We start from the raw sequence: 25,220 nt of genomic DNA, 5'->3' as shown, positions 1-25,220 counted from the left end.
GCACTTTACAGCGCAAGTTCATGCCTCGGCGGCGCTCGCGGTGTCGACTTGGCGCGGCCGCCCGATTGCAGGTCAAGCCTGTGGGTGGCAACATCGAGTCCAACATTCTCATCGCCATCGATCATGACCATCCGGGCTGCATCTTCTACCCGCAAGGCCACCAACATCACTGTGGATGCGGCACTGCTGGCGCAGGCCAAAGCATTGAAGATCAACGTGTCCCAGGCCAGCGAGGCGGGGTTGCGGCAGGCGGTGGCTGAGGCTGAGGCCGGCCAGTGGCTCAGGGCGAACAGTGCGGCTCTCGACAGCTCCAACGCCTACGTTGAACGGCACGGGTTGCCGCTGGCCCGGTTCAGGAATTTCTGATGGCCCGCTTTGACGTGTATGCCGGCGTGGATGGAGGCGGATACCTGCTCGACGTTCAGGCCAACCTGCTCAGTCGGCTCAATACCCGCGTGGTCGTACCCCTGCTGCCGCTGGACCAGGCGCCGACGCCCGCGGACCGGCTCAATCCACGCTTTCAGGTGAACGGTGTGCCGGTGGTGATGGCGACCCAGTTCATGGCCGCCGTTCCGGCCGCGGAACTCCGGCAGCAGCTGGCAGCGCTGGATCACGAAAGCAACGCGATCTTGGATGCCATCGACTTCCTGCACCAGGGCTGGTAACCAGGGCCGGAAATCCGACAAAGACACCATGTGGACCACCTTCCTCGACGCCCTGCGCCAGCAGTTCGAGAACCAGGTCTTCGCCGGCGGCATCGCGCTTGGGCTGGTGGGGGTGCTGGCGGCTTCGCTGCGCCATGTGCCCGGCCTGCTTTGGTCGCAGCTGCAGCGTGCGCTGGTGGTCACGGCCACGCTGGACAGCCGCAACGACCTGTTCCCGGCCTTCGTCGGCTGGCTGAATGATCAGCACTTTGGACAGAAGAGCCGCTGGTTCACGGTGGTGAAGGCCGACCCGGCGGTGGCCGAGAGCGAGGACGAAGCGGCCGATGGCGCGCCGACGCTGCAGTACAGCCCGGCGCCGGGCTTCCATCTGTTCTGGTACCGCGGCCGGCTGATGTGGCTGCGCCGGGAGATCGTGGTCAACCTGCAGGTGGTCGAGACCTTCCACCTCAGCGCCCTGTTTGCCCCGCGCCGGCTGCTGGAGGAGGTGCTGGAAGGCGCGCTGCGCCATGCCGAGGCCAAGCGGGCGCACCGCCTGTCGCTCTACGCCGTGGACCGCTGGGGCGAGGACTGGCGGCTGGCCGACAGCAAGGTGCGCCGCAGCCTGGACTCGGTGGTCCTGGATGCCGGGGTGGCCGCCCGGCTGCGCGACGACATCCACGGCTTCTTCGCCCGGCGCGAGTGGTACGCGCAGCTGGGCATCCCCTGGCGGCGTGGCTACCTCCTGTACGGGCCGCCCGGCACGGGCAAGACCAGCGTGGCCTACGCGCTGGCGGGCGAGCTGCGGCTCAAGCTCTGCACCCTGTCGCTGACCAACCCCAAGCTCAACGACCACAGCATGGCCGAGCTGCTGCAGCGCACGCCGCCGCGCTCGCTGATCCTGATCGAGGATGTGGACGCCTTCTTCGTCGCCCGGGAGAAGCAGGATGCGCGCATCGAGGTCAGCTTTTCCGGCCTGCTCAACGCGCTGGACGGCGTGGCGGCGCAGGAGGGCCGCATCGTGGTGCTGACCACCAACCACCACGCGCGGCTGGACGCAGCGCTGATCCGCCCCGGGCGCGTCGACCTGGCGGTGGAGCTGGGCAACGCGACGGCCGAGCAGCTGCGCGGGCTGTTCCTGCGCTTTTTCCCTGCGGCGGCGGGCGTGGCCGAGCCGCTGCTGGCGGACTACCCGGCGCAGGCGCTGTCGCCCGCGCAGATCCAGCAGACCCTGCTGGCGGCCGATGAGCCCGCTGGCGCCGCGGCCGGGCTGCGCGCCGCCTGGGCGAAAGGAGCCGCCGGCGCACCGGCGTGACGGCCTGCTGCCGTGCCGGCAGACCTGCCGTCGGCCGTCAGACCTGCCGTCAGCCGTCGACCGTTTCCTTGTCCCAGGCCGGCAGCCACAGGGTCACGGTGGTGCCGATTCCCAGCTCGCTGTGCAGCTCGACCTGGCCGCCGTGCAGCTCGACGATCTCCTTGACCAGCGCCAGGCCCAGCCCGGTGCCGGGGATGCTGCCGGAGCTGTCGGCGCGGAAGAAGCGCTCGAAGGCCCGCGCAGCGTGCTCGGGCGCCATGCCGATGCCCTGGTCGCGCACCGCAATGCCCACCTGCGCCGTGCCGCCAGAGCTGCCTTCGGGCTGTGGGCGCTGCAGCAGGCGCAGCTCAATCTCGCCGCCGGCCGGTGAGTACTTGTAGGCGTTGGACAGCACATTGGTCAGCGCATGCTGGATCTTGGCCCGGTCCACGTGCACCGGCGGCAGGTCCTCCACGAGCAGGCAGCGCACCCGGCGCTCGTCACCGGGTACCAGCAGGCTCTTCACCGCGGCGTCGGCGGCGTCGCGCAGCTGGGTGACTTCGAGCTGGAAGTCCTTGCCCTTGCGCGCCTCGATGCGCGCCAAGTCGAGCAGCTCGTTGACCATGTCGGTCAGCCAGATCGACTGGCGGTTGATGGTCTGCAGCAGGTCGCGGGTGCGTTCCTCATCGAACTTGCGCAGCATCAGAAGGTCCGAGAAGCCGCGGATGCTGGCCATCGGGGTGCGCAGCTCGTGCGCGGCGGTGGACAGGAACTCGCTCTTCATGCGGTCCACCTCCGTCTCGCGGGTGATGTCACGCAGGTGCAGCACGCGCGAGACATTGGGGGCATCGCAGTCGCGCCGGGCGCACACCACCACGCGTTGGGGTGGGCCGTGCAGCACCATCACGTCGGTGCTTTCGGAGTTGCCATCCGTGGTGCTGTGTTCACGATGCCACTGGGCCATGCCGGGGGGGTTGAGCTGTGCCACCCGTTCGGCCAGGCGGTCGTCGAAGTCGGTACCCGCCAGTCCGATCAGTTCGCTGCGGGCCAGGCTGGAGCAGGGTGTCGATCGACACGGCGCTGACCAGCGCGCCATCGATATGGCGCGAGCCATTGAAGCGCACGGGTTGTGCCAACAGGAGCTCGCGGTGGCTGCCGTCCTGGCGCCAGCCGGTCTGCAGGCGGGTGGCCACCATCGCCGCCTGCGCCATCGAGCGCACGAGCGGCGGCAGCTCCGGTGGGGAGTCGGCCAGGTTGGCGGCCTGCTGCGCCACCACCAGGCGGGCGCTGTCGTCCACCAGCCAGATGCCTGTGACGGCGCCGTGCGCCTGCAGGTATTCGTTCAAGTCGGCTGACACTGCGGCGGCGGCGTCGCTAGTCGGTCCATCCTGCGCGGCCTGGCGCAGGCGGCCGTGTCGCACCATCTCGGACTGCCCGCCGTGCAGACCTTCCAGGCCCGCGGCGAGTTCGCCCCGCAGCTCGCTGCCGGCGAGCCGCAGCGAGGCCTCGGCGTGCTGCCAGAGCAGCCATCCGGTCACGACGAGCGAGAGTGCGGCCACCCATGCCATGCCGTAGGTGGCCAGACGCTGGGCGTCCCTGGACAGGCGCACTGCCAGACTTCCGGGAGGCGCTTTCGGTCCTCGTTTCAGCCGCAGGGCCCATCCCGGCGGCGCGGGGGAGGAAAAGTCGTTCAAGCAGGCCTCGCCAGGGCGGCTCACCTGTCCGCTTGTCTGTGTTATCGGCCAGGGTCCACAGGGCTTGAGGCGAAACGGGCCGGCTCGCCGCAGCCCAGCTGCGAAGCCTCAGCTGCTGCCGCGCACCACCAGATCGAAGCCCAGGTCCAGGCTGGGCGCGGGGGGGGTCTCGCCCCGCATCAGCCCCAGCAGCATCTGCGCGGCCGCGCGGCCCATCTCGCTGCGCGGGGTGCGCACGCTGGTCAGCGGCGGGACCATCTGGTCGCTGCCAGTCAGGTCGTTGAAGCCCGCGATGGCGATCTGCGCCGGCACCGCCACGCCCAGCCGCAGGGCGGCGAGCAGCGCGCCCTGCGCCAGGTCGTCGTTGCAGAAGAAGATCGCGTCCACTGGCGGCTTGTCGGCCGGGCGGTGGGCGGCGATCTGCTCGAACATGCGGGCGCCTTCGGCCAGCGACGAGGGCGCCGGGTTGAGCCACTCCAGCGCCGGGTCGTGCAGCCCGGCGTTGACCATCTCGCGGCGCCAGCCGGCCAGGCGCTGCAGCGTGCGGGGGTCGAGCTGCGCGGCGGCAAAGGCGATGCGGCGGCGCCCGCGTGCCAGCAGGTGGCGCGTCATCGCCGCGCCGGCCTCCTCCTGCGACAGACCCACCGAGTACACGCCCGGCGCGTCGCTGGTTTCCATCAGATGCACGCAGGGCACACCGCTGGCGGTGATCAGCGCGCGCGTGGCCTCGCTGCGGTCCAGCCCGGTCACCAGCAGGCCGGCCGGGCGGTGCTGCAGCTGCTCGCGCAGCAGCTGCTCCTCTTCGATCGGGTCGTAGTGCGTGATGCCGATGAGCGTCTGGTAACCCGCCGGGCGCAGGGTGCGCTGCGCGGCTTCGAGCAGGTCGACGAACAGCGCGTTGGACAGCGCCGGGATCAGCACCGCCACGTGCGAGCTGCGCTGCGAGGCCAGCGCACGCGCGGCCGGGTCCGGCACATAGCCGAGCTTGGCGGCGGCGTCCTTGACCCGCTCGATCAGCGCCGGGTCCACCGCGCGCTCGCCGCGCAGCGCGCGCGAGACGGTGATCGGGCTGACTTCGGCCAGGCGGGCCACATCGGCCAGGGTGACGCGGCCGGTGGCTCGGGAGCGGAGGGGAGGGGCGGGGCTGGAGGCGCTCATGATCGAGGGTTTTCACTGATCTGCCGGCGTCGCGATGTCCGTAGGATAGCGCTATCCAATCTCTTGCGTCCAGCAGGTGCTGCGGATCGGGATGGCGATGTCCGAGGCAGCACGACGCTGCAGGAGCGCGATTCTGGCCGAAGGCTCCGATCGGGCAATTTTTTTGACAACTCTGGATAGCGCTGTCCAAGCGATGAATGATTCCCTGGTGATCATGGGTGTGTCCGGCTGCGGCAAGTCCAGCCTGGCGGCGGCGGTGGCTGAGGCCGAGGGGCTGCCGCTGGTGGAGGGCGACGCCCACCACAGCGAGGCCAGCCGCGAGAAGATGCGCGCCGGCGTGGCGCTGACCGACGCCGACCGTGCCGGCTGGTTGGAACGCCTGGCCGCCGAGTTGTGCGCGCACCCGCAGGGCTGCGTGCTGGCCTGCTCGGCACTGCGCCGCAGCTACCGCGATGTGCTGCGCTCGGCCTCGCCGGGGCTGCGCTTCGCCTTCCTCGACATCGCGCCGGAAGAGGCGCAGGCACGGGTTGCCGCGCGCTCGGCGCACTTCTTTTCCCCCCGCCTGGTGGACAACCAGTTCGCCACGTTGGAGTCGCCGCTGGGCGAGCCGCGCGTGCGGCGGCTGGACGCCACGGCCCCCCTGTCCCGACTGCAGACTGAGGTGTCCACCTGGCTGCATACCGAGGAGCCGGCATGACTGCCCAGACAGAAACGAGCCCCGTCCACCGCGGACGTTTTGCGCGTTACACCGACACTGCGATGGCCGCCTGCCTGGGCGTCATGGCGCTGGCGGTGTTCGTCAACGTGGTGCTGCGCTACGGCTTTGGCAGCGGCATCGCGGCCAGCGAGGAGCTGTCGCGCCTGCTGTTCGTCTGGATGGTCTTCATCGGCGCGACGGCCGCCTACCCGGCGGGCGAGCACATGGCGTTCACCAGCCTGGTGGGGCTGCTGCGTGAGAAGCCGGCGCTGTTCGGGGTGGCCACCGCGGTGATCCGCGTGCTGGTGCTGCTGGGCTGCGCCCTGCTGGCCTGGGGCGCGTGGCAGCAGGTGGTGGTGGGGCTGGACAGCCACTCGGTGGTGCTGGGCTACCCGGTGGCGCTGCTGCCGCTGCCCGCACTGCTGTGCGCCCTGGCGATCGGCGCGATGGCGCTGGTCGAACTGATTCAACGCCGGCCGCTGGACCTTGGTCACAGCGCGGAAGTGGAGTGACTGCGATGTCTGCCGAAGGTCTTGCTTTCATCGTCTTCTCGCTCGGCATGCTGGTGCTGATGGGCATCGGCATGAACATGGCGCTGGCGCTGGTGCTCACCGGCGCCGGCATGGCCTGGGTGCTGGGCTTCTGGGACACCCAGTTGCTGGCGCAGAACCTGGTGGCCGGCATCGACAGCTTCCCGCTGTTGGCGGTGCCCTTCTTCATCCTGGCTGGCGAGCTGATGAACTCCGGGGGCATCAGCCGCCGCATCATCGACATGGCGCAGGCCTGGGTGGGCCACATCCGCGGCGGGCTGGGCTACGTGGCGATCGGCGCGGCGGTGCTGATGGCCAGCATGAGCGGCTCGGCGCTGGCCGACACCGCCGCGCTGGCCACCATCCTGCTGCCGATGATGCGCCAGCAGGGCTACCCGATGGCCACCTCGGCGGGGCTGCTGGCCTCGGGCGGGATCATCGCGCCCATCATCCCGCCGTCGATGCCCTTCGTGATCTACGGCGTCACCACCAACACCTCGATCTCGGCGCTGTTCGTCTCGGGCATCGTGCCGGGGCTGATCATGGGCGCGGGCCTGATCGTGGCCTGGAAGTGGGTGCTGCGGCGCATCGACCTGCCCAAGGGCGAGGCGCTGCCGATGGCCGCGCGGCTGCGCACCACTGCCAAGGCCTTCTGGGCGCTGCTGATGCCGCTGATCATCATCGGCGGCATGAAGAGCGGCATCTTCACGCCCACCGAGGCGGCGGTGGTGGCGGCGTTCTACGCGCTGGTCGTCGCCCTGTTCGTGCACCGTGAAATGAAGCTGCGCGAGGTGCATGGCGTGCTGGTGCGTGCCGCGCGCACCACCGCCATCGTGATGTTCCTCTGCGCCGGCGCCCAGGTGGCCAGCTACATGATCACCCTGGCCGACCTGCCGGGGGTGCTGACCGGCTGGCTGGGCCCGCTGATCGAGCAGCCGCGCCTGTTGATGGTGGTGATGATGGTCGCGCTGGTCATCATCGGCACCGCACTGGACCTGACGCCCACCATCCTGATCTTCGCGCCGGTGATGCTGCCGATCGCCGTCAAGGCCGGCATCGACCCGGTCTACTTCGGCCTGATGTTCGTGCTCAACGGCGCCATCGGCCTGATCACCCCGCCGGTGGGCACGGTGCTCAACGTGGTGGCCGGCGTCGGCCGGCTGTCGCTGCCGCAGGTCATCCGGGGCGTGAACCCCTTCCTCGTCACTTACGTCGCCATCCTGGCGCTGTTCGTCGCCTTCCCGCAGATCGTCACCGCGCCGGTGGCGTGGATGCGCTGATCACCGGCCTGTCTTCGTTTCGTTCCCCACTGTCCAACCCGAGAGTCCCACCATGAAGTTCTTCCGCCGCGCCCTCCTGGCTACCGCCGTCGTGGCCGCCATCGCTGCTCCGTTGGCCGCCCTGGCGCAGGACATCAAGCCCCGCCTGATCCGCTTCGGCTACGGCCTGAACGAGGTCAGCAACCAGGGCCGCGCCGTCAAGCTCTTTGCCGAGCAGGTCGAGAAGGCCTCGGGCGGCAAGATGAAGATCCGCGCCATCGGCGCCGCGGCGCTGGGCCCCGACACCCAGATGCAGCAGGCGCTGATCGGCGGTGCGCAGGAGATGATGGTGGGCTCCACCGCCACCCTGGTGGGCATCACCAAGGAAATGGCGCTGTGGGACACGCCCTTCCTCTTCAACAGCGCCAAGGAAGCCGATGTGCTGCTGGACGGTCCGATCGGCCAGAAGGTGATGGACAAGCTGCAGGAGAAGGGCCTGGTCGGCCTGGTCTACTGGGAAAACGGTTTCCGCAACCTCACCAACAGCCGTCGCGCCGTCACCAAGGTGGAGGACCTGGACGGCATCAAGCTGCGCGTGATGCAGAACAACGTCTTCCTGGAGAGCTTCCGGACGCTGGGCGCCAACGCGGTGCCGCTGCCGTTCTCGGAACTGTTCAGCGCGCTGGAGACCAAGACGGTGGACGGCCAGGAGAACCCCTACAACACCATCCTGAGCAGCAAGTTCTACGAGGTGCAGAAGTACCTGAGCGTGACCAACCACGTCTACAGCCCGTGGATCGTCACCGTCAGCAAGAAGTGGTGGGACGGTCTGAGCAAGGACGAGCAGAAGGTGTTGATCGACGCCGCCAAGGCGAGCCGCGACTTCGAGCGCCGGGACACGCGCGAGGAAGCTGGCCGGGCCCTGGCCGACCTGAAGACCAAGGGCATGCAGATCAACGAACTCACCCCGGCCGAGACCGCGCGCATGCGCGACAAGCTCACGCGCGTGAACGCGTCGATCGCGGCCAACGTCGGCATGGACCTGTGGAAGGACACGCAGGCGGCGCTGGCCAAGCTGCGCAGCGGCAAGTGAGGGTGTGAAAGCGCCGCGCCGGCCCGGAGGCCGCGCGGCGCCTGAACGTGCCGGCCCTCGGCTCAGGCCGTGCGGAACACCGCCAACGAGTGCATCAGCGCCCGCGCCTGTTCCTGCAGCGACTCGGTCGCCGCCGCCGCCTGCTCGACGAGCGCGGCGTTCTGCTGGGTATTGCTGTCCATGCGGCTGACCGCCTCGCTGACCGAGGCAACGCCGCCGGCCTGCTCCTGGCTGGTCCGGGCGATGGTGGTGATCAGCCCGCTGGCGTCCTCGATGGCGCGCACGATCTCGCCCATGATCTGGCCGGCGGCCTGGGCCTTCTGTGACCCGGTGTCGGCTTGGTCAACCGAGTCGCCGATCAGTGCGCGGATCTCCTTGGACGAGGCCGCGCTGCGGCCCGCCAGCGCCCGGACTTCCTCGGCCACCACCGCGAATCCCCGGCCGTGCTCGCCCGCCCGGGCCGCCTCGACGGCGGCGTTGAGCGCGAGGATGTTGGTCTGGAAGGACAGCGAGTCGATCACGCCGACGATGTCGCGGATGCGCACCGCCTGGGCGGCGATCTGTTCCATCGAGCTCACCGCTTCCTTCACCGCACCGCCGCCTTGGCGGGCGATGTCCGCGGCCCGCGCTGCCAGCTGGTGGGCCTGCGCGGCCCCTTGGCTGCTGTCGAGCATCTGGCCGGCCAGGTGCTCCATCGTCGAGGCGGTCTGCTGCAGTTCGGAGGCGGTCTGCTCGGTGCGGATCGACAGGTTCTGGTTGCCCTGGGTGATCTCGGTGGAGGCGCCCTCGATGTGCTGCGCGGCGGTCTGGATCTGGCCGATCAGCCCGCGCAGGCGCTGGGCCACGTCCTGCATGGCGTCCAGCACCTGGCCGGTTTCGTCGCGACTGGTGTGCTCGACGCGCCGTGTCAGGTCACCGGCCGCGATGTCGCGTGCGAGGTGCACGGCGCCCTGCAGCGGCCGCACGATCAGGCGGATGCACAGCCAGGTGATGGCGCCCGACACCAGCAGGGCGCCCAGGAGGACCGCCAGGGTCACCGAGTCGGCCCGCGCCGCGGTGGCGTTGGCCTGCTCGACCTCGGCCTGGATGCGGCCATTCACCGTGGCGACCAACTTCTCGACGGCTTCGGACAGGCGGGCGTGTTCCTGCTCGGCCGAGGTCATCAGCATGGCCGCCTGCGACAGTCCGCTGGACTTCATGTCCAGGGTGTCCAGCGCCAGCTTGGCGAACCCGGCGAGCGACTTCTGCAGCCGCTCGTAGAGCACCCGCTCCTGGGGCGGGGCGGCCTGCATGAGCTGGCCGACATGGGCCTGCACCGCCTTCAGTTCCTCGACGATGGCCTTGTCGACGGCTTCCACTCGGGCCGCCTTCATGCCCGAGCCCTCGTAGGCCAGGCTGCGCATGACCATGCCGTCGAGCTGCACCACGCGGGTCTTCAGCTTGGCGACCACCTCGATGCGGGGCAGTTGCTCCTGGCTGAGCGAGCGCAGCGCCGCACTGCTGGCCTGGTTCGACAGCCGCCCGACCGCGGACACGGCGATCAGGCAGGCGATGGCCAACAGCGGTGCCAGCGCCACCTTGGCGGCGATGGGCAGGTCGTGGAGGAATCTGGACATGGAGGGCAGGCGGCCGGCGAAGCCGTCGTGGTCACAAAGGGGCCTGGCGGTGGGCCAGGGTGCAGGTTCAGCGGTAGAAGCCGACGCCCACCAACAGTTCGGTGCCAGGCACGCGCTGGATGTAGGCGGACTTGTCCTCCACCTTCTTGGTCACGGGGTGGGCCCATTCGTAGTCCACCCAGCCGGGCTTGCCGCCCTTGGCCACGGTGACCATTTCCTTGGCGAACTCCTTGCCCGAGGCGTCTTTCACCTCCAGGAAGTTCTTGCCGATCATCTTTTCGTTCAAGTGGTAGCGCATCACGCCGCTGAACTCCTGCACGAATGCGAACAGGTCCTTGTTGGTCCACTTGGCCCGGTCGGTGGAGAGGTCCTTGGCGGCCTGCTCGATGCCCACCTTCTTGATGTGGGCGGTGACCGCGTCGCTCAGCACCTTGGCTTCGTCGCGGGTGCCCCTCTCCGCGGCAAAGGCCGCAGGGGAGAGGGTGGCGAGTGCGGCGGCGCAGAGGACCGTGGCTGTGGCAAGGAGGTGGCGACGCTGGATGGGCATGAAAGGGCTCCGTGAAAGAGACTGAAAGACCTTGAGATCGGCAGGGCTTGCGGGGACTTGAACCGAATCGGCGTGCAGCCAGGCCAAGCTCCCGGATCGGGCGTTGGGGGATGGGGAGGGGTTGAAGCCGACCGTCAGCGTCGATTGGACCCAGACGCGGGGGCGCGCGATCCTCCGATGACCATCTGGATGTGGGGCCTGTTGGCGGTGTTGACGATGGCTGTCAACCGCTGTGGCGTGCCCGGCACCTGGGCACGACAATCGCCCGCCATGTCGCGACATCCGCTCTTCAAGCTCCTTGATCGCTGCTGCGTGCGCAGCCTCCTGTGCGCCGCCGCGTCGGCCCTGCTGGCAGGGTCCGTGGGGGCGCAGACCGGGGCTGCACCTGCCGCACCCGCTGCGCCCGTGGCAGGTTCCGTCGCCGAGTTCCCGCCGGTGTACGCGGTGCGGCTCGGCGCAGGCGAGCAGATCCGGCTTGACGGCCGGCTGGATCACCCGGCCTGGCAGCGTGCGCCGGCCTTCGAGGGCTTCGTCGAGAAGGACCCGCAGTTCGGCGCGCCGCCCGCCCAGCGCACGCGGGTGCAGGTGCTCTTCGATGACCAGGCGATCTACGTCGGCATCACGGCCTTCGACGACGCGCCCGGGCTGATCCGTGCACCGCTGGTGCGGCATGACCAGGTGTTTCGCACCCAGGACTTCGTGGTGGTGCACCTGGACGCGATCGGCCACCGGCGCGCGGCGCAGTTCTTCCGCATCGGCGCCTCGGGCAGCCTGGGCGACGGCATGTACACCGCCGACGACGACACCGAGGACTTCGCGCCCGACTTCGACTGGGACGGCGCGGTCCACCACGGCGCCGAGGGCTGGACGGCGGTGCTGCGGCTGCCCTTTGCCTCGCTGCGCTTCTCGGAGGACCCGTCCGCCGTCTGGCGCATGCTGGTGGCGCGGCGCCTGCCGCGCGAGCAGTTCCACCTCCTCACCTCCGCGCCGGTACCGCGCGACGCGCCCAGCTTCATCCAGACCATGCCGCGGCTGGAGGGCGTGCAGCTGCCGGCGGCGCACCACTTCCTGACCCTGCGGCCCAGCCTCACGGCCCGGCACGACAGCGCTGCCGGCACCCAGTGGGACGCCAGCCTGGATGCCAAGTGGCGCGCCAGCGCCGAGCTGGTGGTGGATGCCACGCTGAACCCGGATTTCTCGCAGGTGGCGCTGGACGTGCCCCAGCTCAAGGGCAACGAGCGCTACGCCCTGCAGCTCAGCGAGAAGCGGCCCTTCTTCTTCGAGTCCAGCGACCTGCTGCGCTCGCCCACCGAGGCGCTCTACACCCGCAGCCTGACGCAGCCGCGCTGGGGCCTGCGCGGCACCTGGCGCTCGGCCAGCGTGGCGGGCACGGCGATGGCGATCGACGACCGGGGCGGCGGCCTCGTCCTGCTGCCCGGGCCCTATGGCACCGGCTATGCCGAGCAGCCGGGCTCCAGCGCGCTGGTGGCGCGCCTGCGTGCCGACCGCCCGGGCCTGCAGGGCGGGCTGGTGGCAGCCACGCGGCGCTACGACGGTGAGCGCGGCAGCAACGAGGTGGTGGGGCCGGACCTGAATTGGTCCTTCGCCGAGGGCTGGCGGCTGCACGCGCAGTGGCTGCATGCGCGCACCACGGCCCAGCCGGATGCGCAGGGTGAGCTGCGCCTGGCCGATGCGGTGGCGGGCGACCGGGTGTTCACGCGGGCCTACTACAACAGCGAGACGCTGGAGGCCCACCTCGGCGTGGACGACATCGACCAGGGCTTCCGGGCCGACAGCGGCTTCGTCGGCCAGTCCGGCGTGCGCCAGTACAAGGGCTGGCTCTCGCGGGCCTGGCGCGACCTGCCGGCGCTGCGCGGCATCGGCCTCAACGAGGTCTGGCCCAACGTCGAGTTGCTGCAGGTGCGCGACCGGCTCACCGGCCAGGTGATCCAGCAGCGCGTGCGCCCGGGCCTGTGGGTGAACGGAGCGCGCAACTTCGAGGGCTGGCTGCAGTGGTTCGGGCATGAGCGCCAACGCCTGGCCGCCGATGCGCCGCTGCTGGCCGAGCGCTACACCACCGCGGGCTTCATCCTCTCGCCGGCGCCCTGGCTGTCGCACCTGGAGGCCAACCTGACGCAGGGCCGGCTGATCGATGCTGGCCAGGGCGTGGTGCGGCCGGGCCAGCGCAGCTACCTCTTCATGCGGCTGCGCCCGCTGGCCCGCCTGGAACTGGAACCGACCCTGTCCACGGCGCGGCTGTGGGGCGGTGACCGCCCGGGCTACCGCGAGAGCGCGATGCAGTGGCTGGCGGTGTGGCACTTCGATGCGCGCAACCACCTGCGCGCCATCACCCAGCGCAGCCGGCTGGAGCGCGGCACGCAGGCCGAGCCGACGCAGCGCGTGGCCTCGCTGACCTGGAGCCGGCGGCACTCGGCCGGCACGGTCCTCTACGTTGGCGCCAGCCGGTCCGACCCGGGTGGTAGCGAGCGCCGCGTGACCGAGGGCTTCATCAAACTGCAGTTCGACGTGGGCGAGCTGCGCGCCGGCTGGTGAGCGGGTCCGCCAGAGAATATTTTGTCCTGACCGTCAACCGGCGTCGCCGCGGGCCGTTGGAGTGTCACCTTCCACACCTGACTCGAAAGTCAACACCATGAACAAGATCCTGGCCGCCCTGATCGCTTCCGTCTTCGCCGTGGGCGCCTACGCCGCCGATGCCGCTGCCCCCGCCAAGGCCGAAGCCGCTCCGGCTGCCTCCGCCCCGGCCAAGGCCAAGGCCAAGAAGGCCGTGCACAAGCACAGCAAGAAGGCCAAGGCCGCTGCCGCTGCTGCCAGCAAGTAATCTCGTTGTGGCCGGCACTGCGGTGCCGGCTGTGGCGAAGATCGATTCCAAGGCCCCGTCAGGGGCCTTGGTCGTTTTCATCGGGTGATGGCGTGGGCGGCGGCTCCTGTCTCCGCGCCTGCGTCAGCGCCTGCAGGCCGGGCAGGCAGTCGGCCTCGTGCAGCGGCTTGTCCTCGCGGATGCGCAGCATGCGGGGAAAACGCAGCGCCACGCCGCTCCGGTGGCGGGGGCTGGGGGCGATGGCCTCGAAGCCGATCTCGAACAGCAGCGTCGGGCGCAGGCTGCGCACCGGGCCGAAGTGCTCCAGCGTGGTGGCGCGGATCACCCGGTCGACCGCCTTGAACTCGGCGTCGCTGAGGCCCGAGTAGGCCTTGGCGACGGGCAGCAGTTGCAGGGCGCCACTGTTGCGCGGCGGTGGCGGCTCACGCCGGGCGATGGCCTCGGCCACCGCCTGCGCCTCGGCGGCATCGGCGGGTGGGCGGTTCCAGACCGCGAAGGTGTAGTCGGTGTACACCCCCGCGCGCCGGCCGTGGCCGGCCTGGGCGTAGATCAGCACCGCGTCGACGGTGTAGGGCTCGACCTTCCACTTCCACCACAGGCCGTCGGCACGGCTGCGCCCGCTGCCGTAGCGCGACTCGCGCTGCTTGAGCATCAGGCCCTCGACGCCGCGCTCGCGTGACCGGGCCCGCAGCGCGGCGTAGCCGGCCCAATCATCGGCCTGCAGCCGCGGTGACAGGCGCAGGGACGGCCCATCGGGCGGCGCGTCCAGGTCCGTGCCGGCGCCCTGATGGCGGGCGAACAGCGCTTCCAGCGCGCTGCGCCGAACGTGCTGGGGCTGCCCGCGCAGGTCCTGGCCGGCCGCTTCGAGCAGGTCGTAGGCGATGAAGCTCACCGGCGTGGCGGCCAGCAGGGTGCGGCTGAGCGTGCGGCGGGTGATGCGCTGCTGCAGCCGCTGGAAGGGCGCGGGCGCGGGCTCGCCGGGATGCCAGACGAGCAACTCGCCATCCAGCACTGTGCCATCGGGCAGGGCCGCTGCCAGGCCCGCCACCTCGGGGAAACGGTCGGTGACCAGCTCCTCGCCGCGCGACCAGATCCACACCTGGCCGGCGCGCTTGAGCAGCTGTGCCCGCATGCCGTCGTACTTCCACTCGATCAGCCAGCCGGCGGCATCGCCCAGCGCCGCGGCGGATTCGTCTGCGGCGCAGGGGTCGACGGGCAGCGGATGGGCGAGGAAGAAGGGGTAGGGCTGCCCGGGGGCGGGCGCTGCAGCGTCGGCGGGCGCGAGCAGGGCGGTGAAGCCGGCCGCGCTGGGGGTGGCGCGCGCGTCGGTCCAGCCGACCAGGCGCTGGGCCATCAACTGGGCGTCCAGCCCGGCGAATTCGGCGAGTGCGCGCTGCACCAGCAGCTTGCTCACCCCCACGCGCCAGCCGCCGCCGATCAGCTTGACGAGCAGGAAGCGGCCGGTGCTGTCCAGTTCGTCCCAGGCGGTGGCCAGCCGGGCCTGCTGCTCGGCGGGCGGCAGGCCCCGCAGCGGCAGCAGGCGCTGCTCGACCCACTCGGCCAGGCCGGACTCGCTGTGGCGGGTGGGCGGCGGGAGGATGTGGGCAATCGTCTCGGCCAGGTCGCCCACCGCCTGGTAGCAGGCCTCGAAGAGCCAGCCCGGCAGCCCGGCCTGGGCGCAGGCGGTGGCGCGCAGCAGGGCCGTGGGCACCACCTGGCGCGGCTTGCCGCCGCAGAGGAAGTAGACCGCCCAGGCCGCATCGGCTGGCGCGGTGCGGGCCGTGTCGGCCAGGTAGGCCTGCAGCGCATGCAGCTTGGCGCCGGTGGCGGTGCTGCCGTCCAGGTCGAGGTAGAGGCGGGCGAAGCGGCGCATGGTCAGGCGGCCGCGTTGTCGCCGTCGCTGGCATCGTCGCTGCCGTAGGCCGTCGTGAAGCTGCCGGCCTGGAGCCCCTGTTCACTCAGCCAGCGCAGCAGCACCGCCGCCTCGCCGTGGGTGACGATGACCCGCTCGGCCTGCGTGGCGGCGATGGCGCGCAGCAGCCCGGGCCAGTCGGCGTGGTCGCTGAGCACGAAGCCGCGGTCCACGCCGCTGCGCCGGCGCCGCCCGCGCAACTGCATCCAACCGCTGGCAAAGGCGTCGCTGAACTCACCCAGCCGCCGCGCCCAGGCGCTGCCCTGCACGGAGGGCGGCGCCACCACGAGGGCGCCGCGCAGCGCGCCGGCATCGAGCGCCTCGATGCGCTGGGTGGCCGGCAGGGGGATGCCGCTGCTGCGGTAGGCCGCGTTCAGCGGTTCGACGGCGCCGTGCACCACGATCGGCCCGATCGCCGGGTCCACGCCGGCCAGCAGCCGCTGCGCCTTGCCGAAGCTGTAGCCCAGCAGCAGGCTGGCGCGCCCGGCGGCGGCGTTGGCGGCCCACCAGGCATCGATCTCTGCGAACTGTCATGGCCCGGGCGGGTCACCCTGGATGATGGAAGACACTGAGGGTGTGCGGGCCTGAGCGGGTAGAGGTCGGTCAATATTTTGATGGCACTCGACCGCGATCGCTAACTTGACCCGCTGCCGACCACTCGTACCCAGGATTGCCTGCGGGCGCTGCTGAGTTCCTTGCGGAGCCCGGGCGCCCGACAGCCCACATTAAAGAGAGCCGCCAGGCTTTGTCCCGGCAGGCCGTTGGTCGGCGGCACCTGCGCGGGCCCGCACGCTTGTGATTGTTGTTCAAGCTGCAGGAGCCCGGCAATGGATCTGACCCCGATGCACAAACGCGTGATCGCGCTGGACGTACACCAGGCCAAGATCACCGCCTGTGCGGTGGTCGAGCATGACGATGGCCGAGTGGAGGTCACCAAGCGCGACTTCGGAGCCTTCAGACGCGACCGCCGTGCCTTGGCGCAATGGTCGCTGGAGATTCGGCCCGAGGTGGTGGTGATGGAGAGCACGGGGGTGTACTGGAAGAGCCCGTTTGCGGCGCTGGAGGCGGTGGGCATCATCGCGTGGGTGGTCAACGCGCGCCATGTCAAAGCTGTGCCCGGGCGCAAGACCGACATGGCCGATGCGCAGTGGCTGGCCACGCTGGCGCGTGCGGGCCTGTTGCGCGCCTCGTTCATTCCACCGGTGGACTTGCGCCAGCTTCGTCTGGTGGCGCGTCAGCGGCAGAAGCTCGTGGGCATGTGCAGCGCCGAGAAGAACCGGCTGCACAAGGTGCTGGTAGATGCGGGCATGCGCATCAACGTGGTGGTCAGCGACATCCACGGTGCCAGTGCACGCGCCATGGTCAAGGCGCTCATTGCGGGCCAAGCCATGTACGAGGTGCTGGATCAAAAGGGGCGCCTTCGGGCCAGCCGGGACGAGTTGTTCGAGGCCCTGAGCACCGAGCAGTTCAGCGCCGCGCACCGCTTCGTGGCCCAGGAGATCATGCAGCACATCGAGCACATCGAGACCCGCATCGCCCGCATGGACCAATACCTGCTGGACGGACTGCGCGCCTGGCAGCCGCAGCTCAAGCTGCTGCAGACCTTGCCGGGTATCGACATCCAGGGCGCGGCGATGCTGCTGGTGGAGATCGGCGCGGACATGGACGTCTTCGGCAGTGCCGAGCGGCTGGCCAGCTGGGTGGGCATCTGCCCGGGCAACAACGAGAGCGCGGGCAAGCGCAAGACCGGGCGCATCCGCAAGGGCAACGCCTGGGTCAGAAGGCTGCTGTGCGAGTTCGCCCAGGCTGCAGCGCGTACCCGCTGCGCGCTCAAGGCCAAGTTCGACGCGCTGGCCATTCGCAAGGGACACAAGAAGTCCATCGTGGCGCTGGCCCACAAGATGCTGCGTACCGTCTACGCCATGTTGGCCAACGGCACCCACTACCAAGACAAGGAGGTCGACTACGAGGCCCTGAACGTCCAGCGCAACGCCCCGCGCTGGCTCAAAATGCTGCGCAAGCACGGCTTCATCGCCACCCCCACCGCCACCTGAGACTCGCTTGCCTGCTGACCTTGCGGCCCCGACCAGCCTCAGGTCAGGCAGCCACACGTCCGCGCTTGGGTGTCTTCCACATTAACACCTCGCGCTGTGGCCGCCAGCGGTACACCGGCAGGCCGAAGGTGCATTCGCTGATGAAGCAGTGGCAGCGCACCGGCTCGAAGGGCGCGCAGGTCGGGTTGGCATCGTCGGCATGGCCGCTGGCGAAGTAGTCGCCCGAGGTCACCCAGACCTGGCCGCGATGCTCGATGCGCACCTGGGCCGAGCCGAGCACGTGGCCGGCGGGGTGCAGGCTGACGTGGGTGTCGCCCAGCGTGAGGACGTCGCCCCAGCCGAGGGTCTGCAGCGCGATGTGGCCGCCCAGCCGGGCGCGCAGCACGCCGGCCCCTTCCGCGCTGGCCAGGTAGGCCGCGTGGCCAACGCGGGCGTGGTCGGCGTGGGCATGGGTGATGACGGCGCGCTCCACCGGCCGCCAGGGGTCGATCCAGAAATCGCCCGGCGGGCAGTACAGGCCTTCGGGGCGCAGGACGACCAGATCGGCGACGGACACGGCGAGGCAGCGCAGGTGACGGGGGAATGGTTGTAGCAGAGCCAAGTGTCCTTTGCTGCCCTGGAGCGAACTGACCCGACATTCCCGCGCTGCTCGGCCGATAAAGCGAGGGAGCTGGCGCCAAGATGAGCCCACTCAGATCTGCGTTGACTCGGCCCGCGCCATCCCCAAAATGAACAATCGATCTCCCCTCACGGTGAAACGTCAGCTGATGCTGAGCTTCGGCGGACTGGCATTGGCCAGCCTGCTGGTGGCTGGGCTGGCCTCCTATGGTTTGGATCTTGCCAACCAGCGTTTCCGCGACTACGTGGACGGAGTGAACGAGCGCGCCAGGACCGTTGCCAACCTGGGCCATGCGATCAAGGACCGGGCGGTGGCGGCGCGCAATCTGCTCTTGGCCGCCACGCCCGCGGATCGGATCCGCCAGGCCGATGCGGCGGCGGTGGCGCATCGCGAGGTGGTCGAACTGCTCAAGCGCTACAACCACCTGGTGTCGCGTGCCACCGACATGAGCGACCGCGGCCGGGCAGCCGCTGCCGAACTCAACCGCGTCGAACAGTCCTACGCGCCGGTGGCGCTGGGGGTGGTGGAGCTGGGTATGAAGGGTGAGCACGAGGCGGCGTTGGCCAAGCTCAATGCCGACTGCATTCCCATGCTCAATGCGCTGAACAAGGTGCTGCACGAATATGAGCAGATCGCCGAGGCCGCGGAGAAGCGCCAGACCGAAGCGGCCTACGACGCGATGCAGCGCGAGCGTGCCTTGCTGTTCGGCGCGGCGGGCCTGGCACTGGCGCTGGCTGCGTTGATCGGCTGGTGGATCCCGCGCCGGCTGGCCGCCTCGCTGGGGGCCGAGCCGGCGGCGCTGTCCGCGGCAGTAGGCCGGGTGGCCGACGGTGACCTCAGCCAGATCGTGGGGGCCGACCGGGCGCCTGCGGGGAGCGTGCTCGAGTCGCTGGGCCGTATGCAGGGCTCCCTGGTCGGCCTGGTCGGCCAGATCAAGGAGGTGGCCGAGGGGGTCGCTTCGGCATCCGGGCAGATCGCCTCGGGCAACCAGGACCTGTCCGGGCGCACCGAGCAGCAGGCCAGCGCCCTGCAGGAAACCGCCGCGCAGATGCACCAGATGACCGACACCGTGCGTTCCAGTGCTGGCGGTGCGCGCCAGGCCAGCGAATTGGCCGGGGACGCCGCGCAGGCGGCAGGACTGGGCGGCCAGGTGGTCGGGCGCGTGGTGGGCACGATGGGCGAGATCACCCAGTCGAGCCGCCGCATCGCCGAGATCATCGGCGTGATCGACGGTATCGCCTTCCAGACCAACATCCTGGCGCTCAATGCCGCGGTGGAGGCGGCCCGCGCCGGTGAGCAGGGCCGCGGCTTCGCCGTGGTGGCCGGCGAGGTGCGCACGCTCGCGCAGCGCAGTGCGGCTGCCGCGAAGGAGATCAAGGCGCTGATCGACACCTCGGTGGCCCGGGTGGACGCCGGCAGTCAGCAGGCCGAGGAGGCTGGGGCGACGATGCGCGACATCGTCGAGCGGGTGCGCAAAGTGACCGACCTGATCAGCGAGATCCACGTCGCCACCGAGCAGCAGACCCAGGGGATCGAACAGGTCAACCAGGCAGTGATGTCGCTCGATCAGGGCACGCAGCAGAACGCCGCGCTGGTCGAGCAGAGCGCTGCTGCGGCCGAGAGCCTGCGCCAGCAGGCGCAGCAACTGACGCAGCTGGTGTCGACTTTCCGGACCGGACAGCCCGCCTGACGCGCCGTGGTCAGCGCGCGGGCTGCTGCCAGGCGAGCGGGATCAGCTCGGCGCTGCCCCGCGGGCCGCTGATCAGCCAATGCCCTTCCTGGTGGGTGCAGCCCAGGCGCATGCTGCGTTCGGCCAGGGCAGTGAGGGCCTCGCATTCCTCCGGTGGCAGGAACCACACGGTCAGGTTGCGCAGCTTGGCCAGGTCGCGGGCGTTGTCCTGCCACCAGGCCTCCGCCTTTCGGCCGCCGTAGGCCAGCACGATCACCTCGTCGGCGCGGCCGGCGGCGCGGCGCAGCCGCCGCTCGTCGGGCAGGCCGACCTCGATCCACTGTTCGATCACGCCGGTGTCGTCGCGCCGCCAGAGTGCCGGCTCGCCGTCGGTGGAGATGTCGCCGGCCAGCGCCAGGCGCTCGTCGGCGTGCATCGCAAAGGCCAGCGCGCGCACCATCAGGCGCTCCTCGGTCTCGGACGGGTGGCGGGCCAGGGTGAGGGCGTGGTCGGCGTAGTAGCCGCGGTCGATGTCGGCGATCGCCAACTCGGCCTTGTAGATGGTGGAGCGCAGGGCCATGGGCGGATTGTAGAAGGCGGGGTTAGGATGCTGGCCTCGCTTTTCCGAAGCGCATACCCATCACAGGACGGAGCAACGCATGATCCTGGAAGTCGCCGACATCCGCATCCAGCCCGGCCGCCAGGCCGATTTCGACGCCGCCATCCGCCGTGGCGTGGAGACCGTGATCGCCCATGCGCATGGCTTCAGCGGCTACAAGGTCCAGCGCAGCATGGAGTCGCCCGAGCGCTACCTGCTGATGATCTGGTGGGCCACGCTCGAGGACCACACGCTGGGCTTCCGCGGCTCGCTGGCCTTCTCGGAGTGGCGCGGCATCGTCGGCCCGTTCTTCGCGCAGCCGCCGGTGGTCGAGCACTTCGAGCTGATCGCCAAGTCCGGCGACGTGCCGGCCGGGGTCTGATCCGGATCGCGCCGACGACCATGGCTGGCCCAAGCGTCGACTTCTGGCAGCAGCGCTTCGAGGCGCAGGACCTGCCCTGGGACCGCGGTGCAGCCAGCCCGCAGCTGGCGGCCTGGCTGGCCGACGGCACGCTGGCGTCGGGCCAGCGCATCGCGGTGCCGGGCTGCGGCAGCGGCCATGAGGTGCTGGCGCTGCGCCAGGCCGGCTGTGCGCCGGTCTACGCGATCGACTACGCACCCGCGGCAGTCGCCCTGGCCCGCACAAATCTCGCGCAGGCCGGCTTCAACCCGCCGGACGACGAACTGCTGCAGGCCGACGTGCTGCAGTGGCAGCCGGCCGAGCCGCTGGATGGGGTCTACGAACAGACCTGCTGGTGCGCCCTGCACCCGGACCACTGGGCCGCGTACGCCGCGCAGCTGCACCGCTGGCTGCGCCCGGGCGGGCGGCTCGCGCTGCTGGGGATGCAGATCCTGCGACCCGGCGCGGCGCAGGGCCGCATCGAGGGCCCGCCGTATCACCTGGACATCGGCATGCTGCGCGCCCTGCTGCCCGCCGACCGCTGGATCTGGCCGGCACCGCCTTACCCGGCGGTGCCGCATCCGCGCGGCTGGACGGAACTGGCGATCGTGCTGACCCGGCGCTGAGACCGCAGAAACGCCAACGGCCCGCAAGCGGGCCGTTGTACGGTGAAGCCGGGCGCCGGACGGATCCGGCGCCGGGGGATCAGCAGCGTTCGAAGATCGCCGCGATGCCCTGGCCGCCGCCGATGCACATCGTCACCAGCGCGTAGCGGCCGCCGGTGCGGTGCAGTTCGTAGACTGCCTTGGTGGTGATGACCGCGCCGGTGGCGCCGATCGGGTGGCCCAGCGAGATGCCCGAACCGTTCGGGTTCACCTTGGCCGGATCCAGGCCCAGCTCCTTGTTGACCGCGCAGGCCTGGGCGGCGAAGGCCTCGTTGGCCTCGATCACGTCCAGGTCGGCGATGGTCAGGCCGGCGCGCTCCAGGGCCTTGCGGGTGGCGGACACCGGGCCGATGCCCATGATGGTGGGCTCCACGCCGGTGTGGGCGTAGGCGACCAGGCGGGCCAGCGGCTTCAGGCCGTGGGCCTTGACGGCCTCGGCGCTGGCCAGCGCCACGGCGGCGGCGGCATCGTTGATGCCCGAGGCGTTGCCGGCGGTGACCGCACCGTCCTTCTTGAAGGCCGGGCGCATCTTGCCCAGCGATTCGGCGGTGGTGTCGGCCTTGATGTGCTCGTCGGTGACGAAGCTGATCGTGCCCTTGCGGCTGGCGATCTCGACTGGAACGATCTGGTCCTTGAAGATGCCGGCGGCGGTGGCGGCGGCGGCGCGGCGGTGGCTCTCGGCCGCGGCCTCGTCCATCTGCTGGCGGCTGATGCCGAACTGCTCACCGACGTTCTCGGCGGTGATGCCCATGTGGATCTTGTGGAAGGGGTCGTGCAGCGCGCCGACCATCAGGTCGATGACCTGCGCGTCGCCCATGCGGGTGCCCCAGCGTGCGCCGGGCATCAGGTAGGCGCCACGGCTCATGTTCTCGGCACCGGCGCCGATGGCCACTTCGCAGTCGCCCAGCAGGATGGCCTGCGAGGCGGAGATGATGGCCTGCAGGCCCGAGCCGCACAGGCGGTTGACGTTGAAGGCCGGCGTTTCCTTGGGCAGGCCGGCGTTCACCGCGGCGACCCGGCTCAGGTAGCAGTCACGCGGCTCGGTGGTCACCACGGTGCCCATGGCCAGGTGGCCGAAGGCCTCGGCGGGGGCGCCGGAGCGCGCGATGGCGGCCTTGACCGCCGTGGTGGCCAAGTCGGCCAGGGGCACGTCCTTCAGGGAGCCGCCATAGGTACCGATGGCGGTACGGGCGGCGGCGACGACGAACACTTCGCGTGGGGCGGTCATGGGGTGTCTCCTCGGTGCATGGAAGAAGAAGGGATGCAGGCTAATCGCGCCTGTTTTCGACAGGCTGACAGCGAATTGCACTCGCTATCATGCCGCAGGGGGACTTCATTCATTAAGGATTGGATTGATGTCGCGCCCGATCATCCTCGTCGTCGATGACAGCCCCGAGAACCTGATGGTGCTCGGCGAGTTGCTGCATGGCGATTACCAGGTGCGCGCGGCCAACTCGGGCGCCACCGCGCTGCGCCTGGCGGCCCTCAAGCCTTTGCCCGACCTGATCCTGTTGGACGTGCTGATGCCCGGCATGGACGGCTACGAGGTGCTGCAGCGCCTGCAGGCCGACGAGGTGACGCGAGCCATCCCGGTGATCTTCGTCACCGCGCTGGGCGCGACCGAGGACGAGGAGCACGGCCTGCAGCTGGGCGCGGTGGACTACATCACCAAGCCGCTGCGCCCGGCGATCGTGCAGGCGCGCGTGCACACGCACCTGGCGCTCAAGCAGGCACGTGACCGGCTCGCGGCGCACAACTCCGACCTGGAGGCCGAGGTGGTGCGCCGCATGGGTGAAAACCTGCTGATCCAGGAGGTCAGCATCCTGGCGCTGGCGCACCTGGCGGAAATCCGCGACCCCGAGACCGGCAACCACCTGCTGCGCACGCAGGAGTACGTGCGCACCCTGGGCAACCAGCTGTGCGAACACCCGCGGTTCCGGGGCTTCCTGACGCCGCACACCATCGACGCGCTGGCCAAGTCGGCGCCGCTGCACGACATCGGCAAGGTGGGTATCCCGGACCACATCCTGCTCAAGCCAGGCAAGCTCACGCCGGCGGAGTGGGAAGTCATGAAGACCCATGCCCGCCTGGGGGCGGCGGCCATCGAGCAGGCCGAGCGCGAGGCGACGCGGCCGGTGGAGTTCCTGGTGCTGGCCAAGGAGATCGCCCACCACCACCACGAGCGCTGGGACGGCACGGGCTACCCGGATGGCCTGGCGGGCGACGCGATTCCCGTCTCGGCGCGGCTGATGGCGCTGGCCGACGTGTTCGATGCGCTGATCTCCCGGCGCGTCTACAAGGAGCCTTTCTCGCCGGAGGTGGCTCGCGCCATGATCGTGGAGCAGAGCGGCCGGCAGTTCGATCCCGATGTGGTGGATGCCTTCATCGCCACCTACGGGCATTTCTGCGACATCGCCGCGCGCTACGCCGATACCCAGGCCACGCTGGAGGCCAAGCTGCGCGGCCTGCAGGTCACGGGCTGACGGCTTCGGCGGGTGCCGCCTGGGCGGTGATGCCCGTCGCGCCGTTGGTGCCACCGGTGCCGTTGGCGACGGTTCCTGCCGGAGCCTGCGCCATGGCGAAGCCGCCACCGTGCTGCTTGATGTCGTACATCGCCAGGTCCGCCTGGGCCAGCAGGGTGTCCCTGTCGGCCCCGTGCGCGGGGAACAGGGCGGCGCCGATGCTCACGCCGAGGTGCAGTGGCACACCGTTCCAGTCGATCGGTTCGTCGAACAGATGGATCACCCGCTCGCCCAGGGTGACGACGCCCGCGGGGTCTTCGAAGCCCTCGAACACGATCAGGAACTCGTCCCCACCCAGACGCGCCACGAGATCGGACTGACGGCAGGTCGACTGCAGGCGGTGTGCCATCACCTTGAGCGCCTGGTCGCCCGCTGCGTGGCCGTGGGTGTCGTTGATGGCCTTGAAGCCGTCGAAGTCGAACAGCATCACGCCCAGGCTGCTGCGGTAGCGGCGCACATGGTCGATGCGCTTGGACAGGTAGCTCATCACAAAGGCCCGGTTGGCCAGGCCGGTCAGCGCGTCGGTGCTGGCCAGGCGACGCAGCTCCTCCTCCAGCTGTTCACGCCGGCGGATGTCCCGGGCCAGCTCCTCGTTGGCCTCGGTGAGCTGGACCGTGCGCTCGCGCACGGTCGCCTCCAGGGCCTCGTTGTGTGCCAGCAGCTGGCGGCGGGCCTCCATCAGGCGCTGCATCAGGCGGGAGAAGGCGCCGTAGAGCCGGCCGATGTCGTCCGCATCCTGCTGCTCGGGCAGCACGGGGAACTCGGACAGGTGATCGGGCTGGATCTCGTCGGCCGTCTGCACCAGCGTGCCCAGCGGGCGCCCGATGGCGCGCCAGAAGATGTACTGCTGCAGCACCACCGCCAGCGCGAACAGGGCGATGGCGCTGAGCACCAGCCAGGCCACGCGCTGCAGCGTGCTGCGCAGCACGGCGGCCGTGTCGATCGCCACGACCGCGTAGGCGGTGAGGGTGTCCTTGCCGCGCAGGATGGGCAGCACGACGTACTCGCCCGATGCCTGGCCATGTGCCAGGGCCGAGCGGTGCGCGGTCTCGACCAGGTCGGTGGGCAGCGGTGTGGCCATCGGCCCTGGCGTGCTGCGGTAGCGCAGCTGGCCACGGGCGTCGAGCAGGGCAGCCTCGTGCAGCAGCTCGTTGTTCTGGATCACGGCCGCGCACTGCTGCTCGAAGTTGAGGAAGTCCTCGACCCGCATCTCCAGGGCCAGCAGGCGCTGGGCGCGGGCGGCCAGCTCCTCGGCGGCGAAGTAGGCCCGGTTGGCGGCGTTCTCCATCTGCTGGTGGTGCAGGAAGACGCCCCCCAGGCCGGTCAGCACCGTGGCCACCACGGAGGCGAAGACCAGCGAGATCAGGTTGATGCGCAGCGGCAGCGAGATGGCCATGGCTCAACGTCCTGCCG

The 25,220-nt window shown here is 70.2% G+C and carries 23 protein-coding genes and 2 pseudogenes; 14 read left to right on the top strand and 11 right to left on the bottom strand.

Features of this window, described 5'->3' with window-relative positions:
* Positions 1-123: 123 nt before the first annotated feature.
* The 3 genes from NGK70_RS24415 to NGK70_RS24405 are packed head-to-tail and all read left to right on the top strand — an operon-like array spanning position 124 to position 1,956.
* Entirely contained in the window at positions 124-366 is a 243-nt protein-coding gene (locus NGK70_RS24415) for a type II toxin-antitoxin system CcdA family antitoxin (RefSeq protein ID WP_251971033.1), read from the top strand.
* The gene (locus NGK70_RS24410; protein WP_251971032.1) at positions 366-665 is read left to right on the top strand and encodes a CcdB family protein; all 300 of its coding nucleotides are present in this window, start codon (positions 366-368) and stop codon (positions 663-665) included. Before NGK70_RS24415 ends, NGK70_RS24410 begins: the two co-directional genes overlap by 1 nt.
* A 28-nt stretch (positions 666-693) precedes the next feature.
* Positions 694-1,956, top strand: a complete 1,263-nt coding sequence (locus tag NGK70_RS24405) for an AAA family ATPase (protein WP_251971031.1) — start codon at positions 694-696, stop codon at positions 1,954-1,956.
* A gap of 49 nt (positions 1,957-2,005) precedes the next feature.
* Here NGK70_RS24405 and NGK70_RS24400 read toward each other — a convergent pair whose 3' ends face one another.
* The 3 genes from NGK70_RS24400 to gntR form a co-directional block, all read right to left on the bottom strand.
* Entirely contained in the window at positions 2,006-2,899 is an 894-nt protein-coding gene (locus NGK70_RS24400; protein WP_251971030.1) for a sensor histidine kinase, read from the bottom strand.
* Positions 2,880-3,545 carry a patatin-like phospholipase domain-containing protein gene (locus NGK70_RS24395; RefSeq protein WP_251971029.1) on the bottom strand — a complete coding sequence of 222 codons (666 nt, stop codon included), beginning with the start codon at positions 3,543-3,545 and terminating at the stop codon, positions 2,880-2,882. Before NGK70_RS24395 ends, NGK70_RS24400 begins: the two co-directional genes overlap by 20 nt.
* A 192-nt stretch (positions 3,546-3,737) precedes the next feature.
* Positions 3,738-4,787, bottom strand: a complete 1,050-nt coding sequence (gene gntR, locus NGK70_RS24390) for an HTH-type transcriptional regulator GntR (protein ID WP_251971028.1) — start codon at positions 4,785-4,787, stop codon at positions 3,738-3,740.
* Positions 4,788-4,980: 193 nt separating this feature from the next.
* Here gntR and NGK70_RS24385 point away from each other — a divergent pair, with 193 nt between their 5' ends.
* From NGK70_RS24385 to NGK70_RS24370, 4 genes are read left to right on the top strand one after another with little or no spacing between them, the layout of a single operon-like run.
* A complete protein-coding gene (locus tag NGK70_RS24385; protein WP_251971027.1) occupies positions 4,981-5,484 on the top strand; it encodes a gluconokinase in 504 nt (167 codons plus the stop codon).
* On the top strand, positions 5,481-5,996 hold the full coding sequence (locus NGK70_RS24380; RefSeq protein WP_428985554.1) for a TRAP transporter small permease subunit: 516 nt from the start codon (positions 5,481-5,483) through the stop codon (positions 5,994-5,996). The genes NGK70_RS24385 and NGK70_RS24380 overlap by 4 nt, the downstream gene beginning before the upstream one ends.
* Before the next feature lie 5 nt (positions 5,997-6,001).
* A complete protein-coding gene (locus NGK70_RS24375) occupies positions 6,002-7,294 on the top strand; it encodes a TRAP transporter large permease (RefSeq protein WP_251971026.1) in 1,293 nt (430 codons plus the stop codon).
* A gap of 52 nt (positions 7,295-7,346) precedes the next feature.
* Positions 7,347-8,366: a TRAP transporter substrate-binding protein gene (locus NGK70_RS24370; RefSeq protein WP_251971025.1), complete on the top strand. Its 1,020-nt coding sequence runs from the start codon at positions 7,347-7,349 to the stop codon at positions 8,364-8,366.
* A 62-nt stretch (positions 8,367-8,428) separates the two neighbouring features.
* Here NGK70_RS24370 and NGK70_RS24365 read toward each other — a convergent pair whose 3' ends face one another.
* Both NGK70_RS24365 and NGK70_RS24360 read right to left on the bottom strand, forming a co-directional pair.
* Positions 8,429-9,982, bottom strand: coding sequence for a methyl-accepting chemotaxis protein (locus NGK70_RS24365; protein ID WP_251971024.1), 1,554 nt, complete (start codon positions 9,980-9,982; stop codon positions 8,429-8,431).
* 67 nt (positions 9,983-10,049) lie between these two features.
* Entirely contained in the window at positions 10,050-10,529 is a 480-nt protein-coding gene (locus tag NGK70_RS24360) for a cache domain-containing protein (protein ID WP_251971023.1), read from the bottom strand.
* A gap of 177 nt (positions 10,530-10,706) precedes the next feature.
* On the opposite strand from NGK70_RS24360, the gene NGK70_RS24355 reads away from it, so the two are divergent.
* Both NGK70_RS24355 and NGK70_RS24350 read left to right on the top strand, forming a co-directional pair.
* Positions 10,707-13,082, top strand: coding sequence for a carbohydrate binding family 9 domain-containing protein (locus NGK70_RS24355; RefSeq protein ID WP_251971022.1), 2,376 nt, complete (start codon positions 10,707-10,709; stop codon positions 13,080-13,082).
* 97 nt (positions 13,083-13,179) lie between these two features.
* Positions 13,180-13,368 carry a hypothetical protein gene (locus NGK70_RS24350; protein ID WP_251971021.1) on the top strand — a complete coding sequence of 63 codons (189 nt, stop codon included), beginning with the start codon at positions 13,180-13,182 and terminating at the stop codon, positions 13,366-13,368.
* 58 nt (positions 13,369-13,426) lie between these two features.
* Here NGK70_RS24350 and NGK70_RS24345 read toward each other — a convergent pair whose 3' ends face one another.
* Both NGK70_RS24345 and NGK70_RS24340 read right to left on the bottom strand, forming a co-directional pair.
* The gene (locus NGK70_RS24345) at positions 13,427-15,241 is read right to left on the bottom strand and encodes a cisplatin damage response ATP-dependent DNA ligase (protein WP_251971020.1); all 1,815 of its coding nucleotides are present in this window, start codon (positions 15,239-15,241) and stop codon (positions 13,427-13,429) included.
* Between the two features lie 2 nt (positions 15,242-15,243).
* Positions 15,244-15,807, bottom strand: a pseudogene (locus NGK70_RS24340) (DNA ligase-associated DEXH box helicase); the annotation flags it as partial.
* Positions 15,808-16,107: 300 nt separating this feature from the next.
* Between NGK70_RS24340 and NGK70_RS24335 the strand changes: the two are divergent.
* Positions 16,108-17,334 carry an IS110 family RNA-guided transposase gene (locus NGK70_RS24335; protein ID WP_251969229.1) on the top strand — a complete coding sequence of 409 codons (1,227 nt, stop codon included), beginning with the start codon at positions 16,108-16,110 and terminating at the stop codon, positions 17,332-17,334.
* An 85-nt stretch (positions 17,335-17,419) separates the two neighbouring features.
* Here NGK70_RS24335 and NGK70_RS24330 read toward each other — a convergent pair.
* A pseudogene (locus NGK70_RS24330) lies at positions 17,420-17,890 on the bottom strand (DNA ligase-associated DEXH box helicase); the annotation flags it as partial.
* A gap of 196 nt (positions 17,891-18,086) precedes the next feature.
* Between NGK70_RS24330 and NGK70_RS24325 the strand changes: the two are divergent.
* Positions 18,087-19,643, top strand: coding sequence for a methyl-accepting chemotaxis protein (locus NGK70_RS24325; RefSeq protein WP_251971019.1), 1,557 nt, complete (start codon positions 18,087-18,089; stop codon positions 19,641-19,643).
* Positions 19,644-19,653: 10 nt separating this feature from the next.
* Here the strand turns inward: NGK70_RS24325 and NGK70_RS24320 are convergent, their stop codons facing one another.
* Complete coding sequence (locus NGK70_RS24320) at positions 19,654-20,202, bottom strand: YaeQ family protein (RefSeq protein ID WP_251971018.1); 549 nt, start codon at positions 20,200-20,202, stop codon at positions 19,654-19,656.
* A gap of 79 nt (positions 20,203-20,281) precedes the next feature.
* Here NGK70_RS24320 and NGK70_RS24315 point away from each other — a divergent pair, with 79 nt between their 5' ends.
* Positions 20,282-20,602, top strand: coding sequence for an antibiotic biosynthesis monooxygenase family protein (locus NGK70_RS24315; RefSeq protein ID WP_251971017.1), 321 nt, complete (start codon positions 20,282-20,284; stop codon positions 20,600-20,602).
* Between the two features lie 20 nt (positions 20,603-20,622).
* Positions 20,623-21,246 (top strand): methyltransferase domain-containing protein, encoded by a 624-nt coding sequence (locus NGK70_RS24310; protein WP_251971016.1) that lies wholly within the window; start codon positions 20,623-20,625, stop codon positions 21,244-21,246.
* A gap of 79 nt (positions 21,247-21,325) precedes the next feature.
* On the opposite strand, the gene NGK70_RS24305 is transcribed toward NGK70_RS24310, so the two are convergent.
* A complete protein-coding gene (locus NGK70_RS24305; RefSeq protein WP_251971015.1) occupies positions 21,326-22,513 on the bottom strand; it encodes an acetyl-CoA C-acyltransferase family protein in 1,188 nt (395 codons plus the stop codon).
* Between the two features lie 127 nt (positions 22,514-22,640).
* On the opposite strand from NGK70_RS24305, the gene NGK70_RS24300 reads away from it, so the two are divergent.
* Entirely contained in the window at positions 22,641-23,768 is a 1,128-nt protein-coding gene (locus NGK70_RS24300) for an HD-GYP domain-containing protein (RefSeq protein ID WP_251971014.1), read from the top strand.
* Here the strand turns inward: NGK70_RS24300 and NGK70_RS24295 are convergent.
* On the bottom strand, positions 23,758-25,203 hold the full coding sequence (locus tag NGK70_RS24295) for a diguanylate cyclase domain-containing protein (RefSeq protein WP_251971013.1): 1,446 nt from the start codon (positions 25,201-25,203) through the stop codon (positions 23,758-23,760). The genes NGK70_RS24300 and NGK70_RS24295 overlap by 11 nt on opposite strands.
* Positions 25,204-25,220 lie beyond the last annotated feature (17 nt).

The sequence above is a fragment of the Sphaerotilus microaerophilus genome (assembly GCF_023734135.1).
Lineage (GTDB): Bacteria > Pseudomonadota > Gammaproteobacteria > Burkholderiales > Burkholderiaceae_C > Sphaerotilus > Sphaerotilus microaerophilus.
The sequence above is the reverse complement of the archived record's forward strand: the minus strand, read 5'-3'. Positions and strand labels throughout refer to the sequence as shown.